The organism is Kitasatospora sp. MY 5-36, assembly GCF_001182915.1.
Taxonomy (GTDB): Bacteria; Actinomycetota; Actinomycetes; order Streptomycetales; family Streptomycetaceae; genus Kitasatospora.
This window is the reverse complement of sequence record NZ_LFVW01000161.1, coordinates 1-7,904: the sequence shown is the minus strand read 5'-3', so window position 1 is coordinate 7,904 and position 7,904 is coordinate 1. Positions and strand designations below refer to the sequence as shown.

The following is a 7,904-nucleotide window of genomic DNA, read 5'->3' as shown; positions in this document are numbered from 1 at the left end:
GCATGGTCAGGGCCAAGAGCACGCTGAACATGCTGTCGATGTGCTTCGTCGTGCTGGCGATCGTCAGCGTGCTGTGGGTGCTCTACGGCTACTCGCTCAGCTTCGGCTCCGACGCCTTCCACGGCCTGATCGGCAACCTCGACCACCTGGGGATGCGCGGCATCGGGCGGGACGAGCTGCACGGCTCGATCCCGGTCACCGTGTTCGCCGTGTTCCAGCTGATGTTCGCGGTGATCACCCCGGCGCTGGTCAGCGGCGCGATCGCGGACCGCGCCAGGTTCACCGCCTGGACGCTGTTCGTCACGGTCTGGGCCACGGTGGTGTACTTCCCGGTCGCGCACTGGGTGTTCAGCACCGACAACGGGCGCGGCGGCTGGCTGGTCGACCGGGTGGGCGTGATCGACTTCGCCGGCGGCACCGCGGTGCACGTCAACGCCGGGGTCGCGGGCCTGGCGCTCTGCCTGGTGCTGGACAAGCGGGTCGGTTTCCGGAAGCACCCGATGCGCCCGCACAGCCTGCCGCTGGTGATGCTCGGCTCCGGGCTGCTCTGGTTCGGCTGGTTCGGCTTCAACGCGGGCTCGGCGCTGGCCGCCAACGGCGTCGCCGGCGCGGCGTTCCTGAACACCCAGATCGCCACCGCCGCCGCGATGCTCGGCTGGCTGGCCTACGTACGGGCGAGGAACGGCGCCTTCACCTCGCTGGGCGCGGCCTCCGGCGCGGTGGCCGGACTGGTCGCCATCACCCCGGCCTGCGGGTCGGTCTCGGTACTCGGTTCCATCGTGATCGGGCTGGTCGCGGGCGCGGTCTGCGCGGCGGCGGTCAGCCTCAAGTACCGGCTGGGCTTCGACGACTCGCTCGACGTGGTCGGCGTGCACGCGGTCGGCGGGGCGATCGGCTCGCTGCTGATCGGCCTGCTCGCCACCGGGCACGTCGGCGAGAGTGCCAGGGGCCTGTTCTACGGCGGCGGCTTCGGGCAGCTCGGCAAGCAGGCGGTCGGAGTCGTGGTGGTCGCCTGCTACTCCTTCGTGCTCTCCTGGCTGCTCGGCCGGGCGATCCAGCGGACCATCGGCTTCCGGGTCGCCGAGGAGGTCGAGGTGGTCGGCATCGACCAGACCGAGCACGCCGAGACCGCCTACGACTTCACGGCGTCGGGGGCTCCCTGGCCCGAGCCCCCGGCGTCCCGGTCCCGGCCCCGGTCCCGGTCCCGGGGAATGGCGGACGGCCTGGCGACGGCCGTGCGGAAGGCGTTGCGGAGGAGGGCCCCGTAGCCGGCTGGGCGTGCCGGGGCCCGGGGCCCCCTTCACCGGCCGAGGGCCGCCGTCACCAGGTGACAGGCAGTGCGTGGAGCCCGTAGACCTCGTTGTTGACCCGGTAGGGCACCTCTTCGGCGGGACACGCGAGCGCGAGGCCGGGCAGCCGCCGCAGCAGCGCGGGCAGCGCGATCCGCAGTTCGGCGCGGGCCAGCGGTGCGCCGAGGCAGTGGTGCGGGCCGTGCCCGAAGGTCAGGTGCGACACGGGTTCGCGTCCGATGTCGAGGCGGTCCATCCCGGCGCCGAGCGCCGGGTCCCGGTTGGCCACCGGCAGCTGGCAGACGACCTGCTCGCCGGCCTTGACCGGCACGCCGCCGATCTCGGTGTCGCACCGCGCCGTCCGGGCCAGCGCGGTGCTGGACACGGACAGGTACCGCAGCAGTTCCTCGACGGCGGCGTCGACCACCGGATCGCCCTCGGGCGCGTCGCGCAGCCGGTCGGCCTGCTCCGGGTGCGACAGCAGGGCGAGCACGCCCAGGCCGATCGTGTTGGACACCGTGACGTGGCCGGCGAGCAGCAGCAGCTCGCAGACCCCGACCAGTTCGGAGTCCGACACCGCGCCGCCGTGCTCCCGGACGAGCATGCCGATCATCCCGTCGTCCGGGCTGCGCCGCTTCTCCGCCACCAGGAAGGCCACGTACGCGTGCGACTCCCGGCCGGCCGCGAGCCGTTCCTCCATGGGGAGCCCGAGGTCCAGCGTGGTCCGGGACCAGCGGTGGAAGTCCCCCTGGTCCGGGTCGGGGACGCCGAGCATCGCGCAGATCACCCCGAGCGGCAGCGGCAGGGCGAAGGCGTCCATCAGGTCCGCCGCGGGCCCCCGCGCCTCCATGGCGTCGAGCAGTTCGCCGACCAGGGCGCGGATCATCGGCTCCAGGGAGCGGATCCGTTTCCCGGTGAACTCCGGCGTCAGCACGTGGCGCAGCCGGGTGTGCTCCGGCGGGTCCATGTTGAGGAGTTCGTTCGGCAGGACCGGGGCGCGTTCCGGGTCGTACATCGCGAAGGTCTCCTGGTCGGCCAGGACGCGCCGCACGTCGGCGTGCCGGGTGACGAGCCGGTACTCGCCGACCCGGTGCAGCCAGAAGTCCCGGACCCGCCGGGCCGGGTCCCCGCGCTGGGCCTCGCCCAGGGCCGGGCCCGGGTCGAACCCGTCGCGACGGTAGAAGATCGAGATCGGCGGCACGTCCTGCTCGCTCATGGAACCTCCCGTGATCATCCGGTATCCCCTTCCCGATACCCCCGGCCCCGGGCCACCGCGCACACCGGCGGCTATCCCGTACGGCGCGCGGGGGCGCGGCGGCCTCGCACGCGCCCCCTCTCCCGAGCCGGAGCCGCCCCCGGCGCGCCTCACCCCAGGCTCACCTGCCCTTCCCGTCCGCCAGGAGGCCCGCCTGCCGGTCCGTCAGGAGCCCCTCGGTACGGAGCCAGCGCACCGTGTCGGCCATGGTCTCCGCGATCGGCCTCGGCAGCAGTCCGCAGGTGCTCGCGGCCGGGTGGACGGGAGCCGCGCAGGCGCAGGTGTAGACGGCGCCGTACTCCGCGGGGATGTGCCAGGGCCAGCCGCGCTGCACCAGGGTGGCCAGGGCGCCGACCGGCAGCATGGCGCGGGCAGGCAGGAAGACCGCGGGCAGCCGCCGCCCGGTGACCTCCCGCAGGGTCCGCACGTACTCCCGGGTGGCCAGTTGGCGGCCCGGGGCGAAGTGGCGGTCGAGGCCCGTCCTCGGTGCGGTCAGCAGTCGGGCGTGCAGCCGCGCGGTGTCGCGGACGTCGCCGACCGGGAAGCCGCCGAGCGGCCAGACCGGCATCAGCCCGCGCAGGGTGTTGCGCAGCCGGGTGTTCTGGTCGCCCGGCCCCGGGTCCAGCGGGCCGAGCAGCGCGGGCGGGTAGCTGATGACCACCGGTGCGCCGTCCCGCTGGTGGCGGCGGGCGACGCGCTCGGCGGCGGCCTTGGTGGCCATGTACGTCTCCCGGGGGCGGCCGACCGGGGAGTCCTCCCGGAGCGGCCGCCGGCGGGTCGGCAGCAGCGCGACGATGCTCGACACGTGGATGACCGGATCGGCGCCCGACCGGCGGGCCGCGGCCAGCACCAGGTCGGTCCCCCGCTCGTTGGTCCGGCGCATGGCCGCGTACCGCCGGCTGTCGAAGGAGTACACCGAGGCCGCGTGCAGGACGGCGTCGGCGCCGCGCACCGCGCGGGCCGCGCCGCCCTCGTCCGTCACGTCCCCGACGACCAGGTCGACGGCGCCCGGGTCCACCTCCAGCAGGGCGAGGGCCCGTTCCGCGCGGGCCGGGTCGCGCACCAGCATCCGCACCCGGTGCCCGCCCCGGACCATCGCCGCGACCGAGTGGATGCCGACGAACCCGGTGCCGCCGGTCACGCTCACCAACATCGGACCACCCCTCCGCTCAGCCGGTCCCGTCGCCGGCACCGCCGACGCCCCGGTGGAATCCTCCGCCGTAGAACAGCAGCGCCTGCCGGCCCTCCGTCCAGCCCGACCCGAGCACGCTGCCGAGGAAGACCGAGTGGTCGCCGCCGTCGTACTGCGCGGCCAGCTTGCACTCCAGCCAGGCGAGCGAGCCCGACAGCAGCGGGGCGCCGGTGAACGGGCCGGGCCGCCAGTCGACGCCGTGGAACTGGGCGGCGCCGCGCGGTCGGCCGCGGCCCGCGAAGTACCGTGCCAGCGGCTCCTGTTCGGCCCCCAGGACGGAGACCGCGAAGGACCCGGTCGCCGTGATCGCCCGGTGCATCGTCGCGGTGCGGGCGACGCAGCACAGCACCAGCGGCGGCTCCAGCGACACCGAGCTGAACGCGTTGGCGGTCATCCCGTGGACGTGCTCGCCACCGGTGGTCAGCACCGTGATCCCGGTGGCGAACCGGGCCATCGTCTCGCGCAGCGCGTCCGGCGGAACGGCGGCGTGCCGGGAGGACGGCGAGGTCGTGGACGGTGACGGGTCGTCGACCAGGGCGCGGCCGTTGTCGCTCACCGCGCCCTCCCCGTGCCCACCGGCCGGCCGGGCGGGGCCGGCGCCGCCAGGACCCGGGCGGCCACCGCGTCCTCGGCGTACGGCGCCAGCGCCCGGCGCAGCTCCTCCGGCACCGGGGCCGGGACGGTCGCCGTGTTCGGCCCGCGCATGCACGCGATCCGCTGGCGGCCGCGGGCGACCGGGCTCCCCTGCCCGCCGTCGATCCGCAGGTAGTCGAAGCTGAACTGGATCTGGGTCCGGGTCAGTTCCTCCAGCCGCATCCGGACCGACAGCTCGTCGAAGGCGGTGATCTCGGCGAAGAACTCGCACTCCACCTTGAGGGTGAACAGCTTCAGGTCCTCCCGCAGCTCGGCGAGCACCCCGGGCGCCTTCTCCTTGAGGAACATCTCCCGGCAACGACCCTGCCAGCGCAGGTAGTTCACGTAGTAGACGTTGCCGACGAGGTTGGTCTCCTCGAACCCCACGGTGTGGCGCAGCTCGTAGTAGCCCGACATCAGTTCTCCTTTCCGGCGAGTACGGCGAAGACGACCGGCCCGGGCCGTCCGTTGACGGTGGTCACCCAGGTGGCGACGGCGGCGTCGCCGGCGGACAGGACGGCCCAGCCGTCCGGGTGGACGCGGTCGAGGGTCAGCGCCTGCGTGGTCGCACCGGACTTGCGCAGGCACTCCAGCGCGCTCCAGACCCTGGTGCCGGCCACCTCCGGGGCCTCGGCGGCCTCGGTCGCCAGCAGGTCCCGCAGGGCGTGTTGGCCGGGGCCGAGCAGCGCGTCCCAGTCCTCGGGGGTCCGTTCCAGGACGGACTCGGCGTCGCAGGCGAGGCGTCCCCGGCCCACCACCGCCAGGGTCAGGCCGCCGTCGTGCGAGGCCGACACCGTCCAGCCCTCGAGCCCCGGCCCGCCGCCGAGTTCGGGCCTGCCGTCCGGCCGGTGGTTCAGCTCCACCGGCCGGCCCAGCGCCCGACCGACGGCGGTCGCGGTGCGGGCCCGGCGGTCGCGGTGCCCGGCGTCGCCCTCCGCGGCGGGTTCGACGACCACCGCGCGGCTGCCGCCCAGGACCCGTTCCAGGCTGCGTTCCAGGTACGAGCCGAGCATCGCGGGCACCCACGGGCCGGCGCCGTCGCGCCGGCGCACGGCGACCAGGGTCAGCCCCTGCCAGTGCTCGACCACCGCTCCGGAGGGCGTGCGCACGACGAGGTCGTAGACGTAGCGGTCCCCGTCCTGGGAGCGCTCCCGGGCGTCGAGCACGACGAACCCGGTGTCCTGGTCCGCCCGGTCGGCCAGCCAGAGCCGCTCGATGCTCTGCGGCAGCAGGGTGGCGTCCGGCACGCAGCACTGGATGGCGTGCATCATCGCGTCCCGGGTGCCCGGATCGGCCAGTTGCTGGTCCTGCGGCAGGAAGGCGGCGAACCAGGGCGCCTGGGCGGCGGTGGAGATCTCCGCCAGGGCGTGCCGGGCGCTCGCCCGCCGGTACTCCAGCAGGCGCTGGAACCGCTTGCCCTGGAACAGCACGCCGCCGTACAGCTCGGTCACCGGGTCGACCGGCACCGTCGGCAGGCCGGACCCGACCGGCGGCGGTGTGCCGGGCGGTTCGGGCCGGGGGTAGCGCAGCCTCGCCCGGAAGTGGTCGGCCGTGAAGCCGGTGTCCTCGCTGCGCAGCACCACGTCGACCGTCCCGGGGGCCTGCACCAGCGCGGCGATCCGGATGGTGGTCGAGCCGCCCGGGCGGACCACCACGGGGCGGCGGAACTCGACGTCCTCCAGCAGCGGCGAGCCCTGGTGCCCGCTCACCGCGGCGGCCACCTGGGCCATCGCCTCCATGCCCAGGACGGCCGGGAAGAGCAGGTCGCCCTGGAGCCGGTGGTCGGTCAGGTACGGGTCGCTGCCCTCGGACAGCTCGGCCTCGGTGATCAGCTCGATCTCCGGATGGTGGGCGACCACCCGCTCCACGAACCTGGTCAGCGGCAGTTCGCGCTGGACCGTGGCCAGGGTGGGCAGGCCGCCGGCCCGTCCGCTCACCACCAGGACGGGGCCGGCCGAGGGGTCCGCGAGCACCTCGCGGAGCACCCGGATCCCGTCCTCGGTGGAGATCGGCGTGATGCCCTCCCGGATCAGCGCCTCGACGACGCCGAGCCGTTCGCCCATCCCCGCGCCCGACCAGACCGACCACTCCAGGGCGATCGCCCGGGCCCGCGGGTGCCGGTCCCGGAAGCGGAGGGTCAGCTCGGTCATCCAGTCGTTGGCGGTGGCGTAGTGGGCCTCGCCGCGGAGCCCGGCCCGGCCGATGATCGAGCCGAAGGTGACCAGCAGCTTCAGGCGGTCCGGGTCGACGGCCGCCAGCACCGCCGCCAGGCCGTCGGTCTTGGGCGCCAGGGTCCGCCGGAAGTCCTCGGCGGTCAGCGCGTCCAGGGCGGCCGGCTCGTTGCGGCCGGCGCCGTGCAGCACCGCGGTGACCGGGCCGAGCTCGCACTCCAGCCGACCCACCGCGGCGGCGACCTCCTCGGGCGAGGTCACGTCCGCCCGGGCGTAGCGGTAGCGCAGGCGGGCGGCGTCCATCCTGGCCAGGTTCCCGGCGAGTTCGCGGTCGGCGGCCGGGTCGGCGCGGCCGATCAGGGCCAGGGCCGCCCCGGAGTCCCGGGCGACCGCCAGGGCGCACTCGGCGGTGATGCCCTTGCCGCCGCCGGTGACCAGGAGGACGTCCCGCGCGTCGAGCGGTGACTCGCCCTCCGCCACCGGGCGGCGCGGCAGGGGGCGGAGCACCGGGACGGTGCGGCGGCCGTCCCGCTGGTAGCGGACCTCCGCGAAGCCGGCCGTGGCGGCGGCCTCGGCGACGACGCGGGCCACCGCCTCGTCGCGGGCGGCCCCCTCGGGGGCGGTGTCGGGCAGCTCGACCACCGTGGTCGGGACGGACGGGTGTTCCAGGTGCAGGGTCTTCGCCAGGCCCGCGGCCCCGAGGCGGTGCTGGACCACGACCAGCCTGGTGCCCTCGGGGGCGGCCAGGACGGCTCGTGCGGCGGTCAGGAAGAGCTCCGTGTCCTGCGCGCCGCACTCGTCCGGGAGGCAGAGCAGGACGCCGTCCCCGAGGCCCGCCGCGGCGAGCGTGGTGCGCAGCGGTGCGGCCAGCGGGTGGCCGGGCGTGGCGAAGACCGTCCAGCCGTCGGCCGAAGCCCGGGGGTCGGACGCCCCGGGGCCGGGGTGCGGCCCGGCCGGCAGGGGAGCCGCCACGTGCTCGACCGCGAAGGGGCGCACCCACGGGGCCACCCCGGGGACCTCGCCCGCCGGCTCCGCCCCGGCCTGCGAGGTGTCCGCCAACCGGTCGATCAGCTCGGCGAGTTCGCCCAGCCGTACGGTCGCGAAGCCGGTCGTGGCGGCGAGCGCGGGCTGGCCCAGCGCCCGGGTGACGTCGTTGACGATCTGGCCGACCGTGATGGAGCTCAGGTGCAGGTCGTCCATCGGGTGGGTCCGCGCGGTGACGGAGTCCAGCGGCAGCTCGACCCGCTCGGCCGCGAGCCGGCGCAGCAGGTCCAGGGTGGAGACCGGGCCGGTGCCGGTGTCCGCGCCCGCCGGACGCGCGGACCGCTCGGCGCCGTCCGCCCCGTCCTCCGCCCCGTCGTCCG

6 protein-coding genes are annotated in these 7,904 nt (G+C 75.4%); 1 reads left to right on the top strand and 5 read right to left on the bottom strand.

The window, feature by feature from the left end; translation table 11 throughout:
* A partial coding sequence (locus AE652_RS12195) for an ammonium transporter (RefSeq protein ID WP_053112048.1) occupies positions 1-1,268 on the top strand: 1,268 nt, incomplete at its 5' end.
* Between the two features lie 52 nt (positions 1,269-1,320).
* Here AE652_RS12195 and AE652_RS12190 read toward each other — a convergent pair.
* The 5 genes from AE652_RS12190 to AE652_RS12170 form a co-directional block, all read right to left on the bottom strand.
* Complete coding sequence (locus AE652_RS12190) at positions 1,321-2,505, bottom strand: cytochrome P450 (protein ID WP_049651316.1); 1,185 nt, start codon at positions 2,503-2,505, stop codon at positions 1,321-1,323.
* 160 nt (positions 2,506-2,665) lie between these two features.
* Positions 2,666-3,697 (bottom strand): NAD-dependent epimerase/dehydratase family protein, encoded by a 1,032-nt coding sequence (locus tag AE652_RS12185; RefSeq protein ID WP_049651315.1) that lies wholly within the window; start codon positions 3,695-3,697, stop codon positions 2,666-2,668.
* 16 nt (positions 3,698-3,713) lie between these two features.
* Positions 3,714-4,190 carry a flavin reductase family protein gene (locus AE652_RS12180; protein WP_053112049.1) on the bottom strand — a complete coding sequence of 159 codons (477 nt, stop codon included), beginning with the start codon at positions 4,188-4,190 and terminating at the stop codon, positions 3,714-3,716.
* A gap of 98 nt (positions 4,191-4,288) precedes the next feature.
* The gene (locus AE652_RS12175) at positions 4,289-4,786 is read right to left on the bottom strand and encodes a thioesterase family protein (protein WP_049651313.1); all 498 of its coding nucleotides are present in this window, start codon (positions 4,784-4,786) and stop codon (positions 4,289-4,291) included.
* A partial coding sequence (locus AE652_RS12170; RefSeq protein ID WP_049651312.1) for an SDR family oxidoreductase occupies positions 4,786-7,904 on the bottom strand: 3,119 nt, incomplete at its 5' end. The genes AE652_RS12175 and AE652_RS12170, both read right to left, overlap by 1 nt.

Coding starts and splice junctions, on each gene's coding strand:
- AE652_RS12190 (WP_049651316.1), bottom strand. CDS start 2,505: ATGAGCGAGCAGGACGTGCCGCCGATCTCGATCTTCTACCGTCGCGAC.
- AE652_RS12185 (WP_049651315.1), bottom strand. CDS start 3,697: ATGTTGGTGAGCGTGACCGGCGGCACCGGGTTCGTCGGCATCCACTCG.
- AE652_RS12180 (WP_053112049.1), bottom strand. CDS start 4,190: ATGGCCCGGTTCGCCACCGGGATCACGGTGCTGACCACCGGTGGCGAG.
- AE652_RS12175 (WP_049651313.1), bottom strand. CDS start 4,786: ATGTCGGGCTACTACGAGCTGCGCCACACCGTGGGGTTCGAGGAGACC.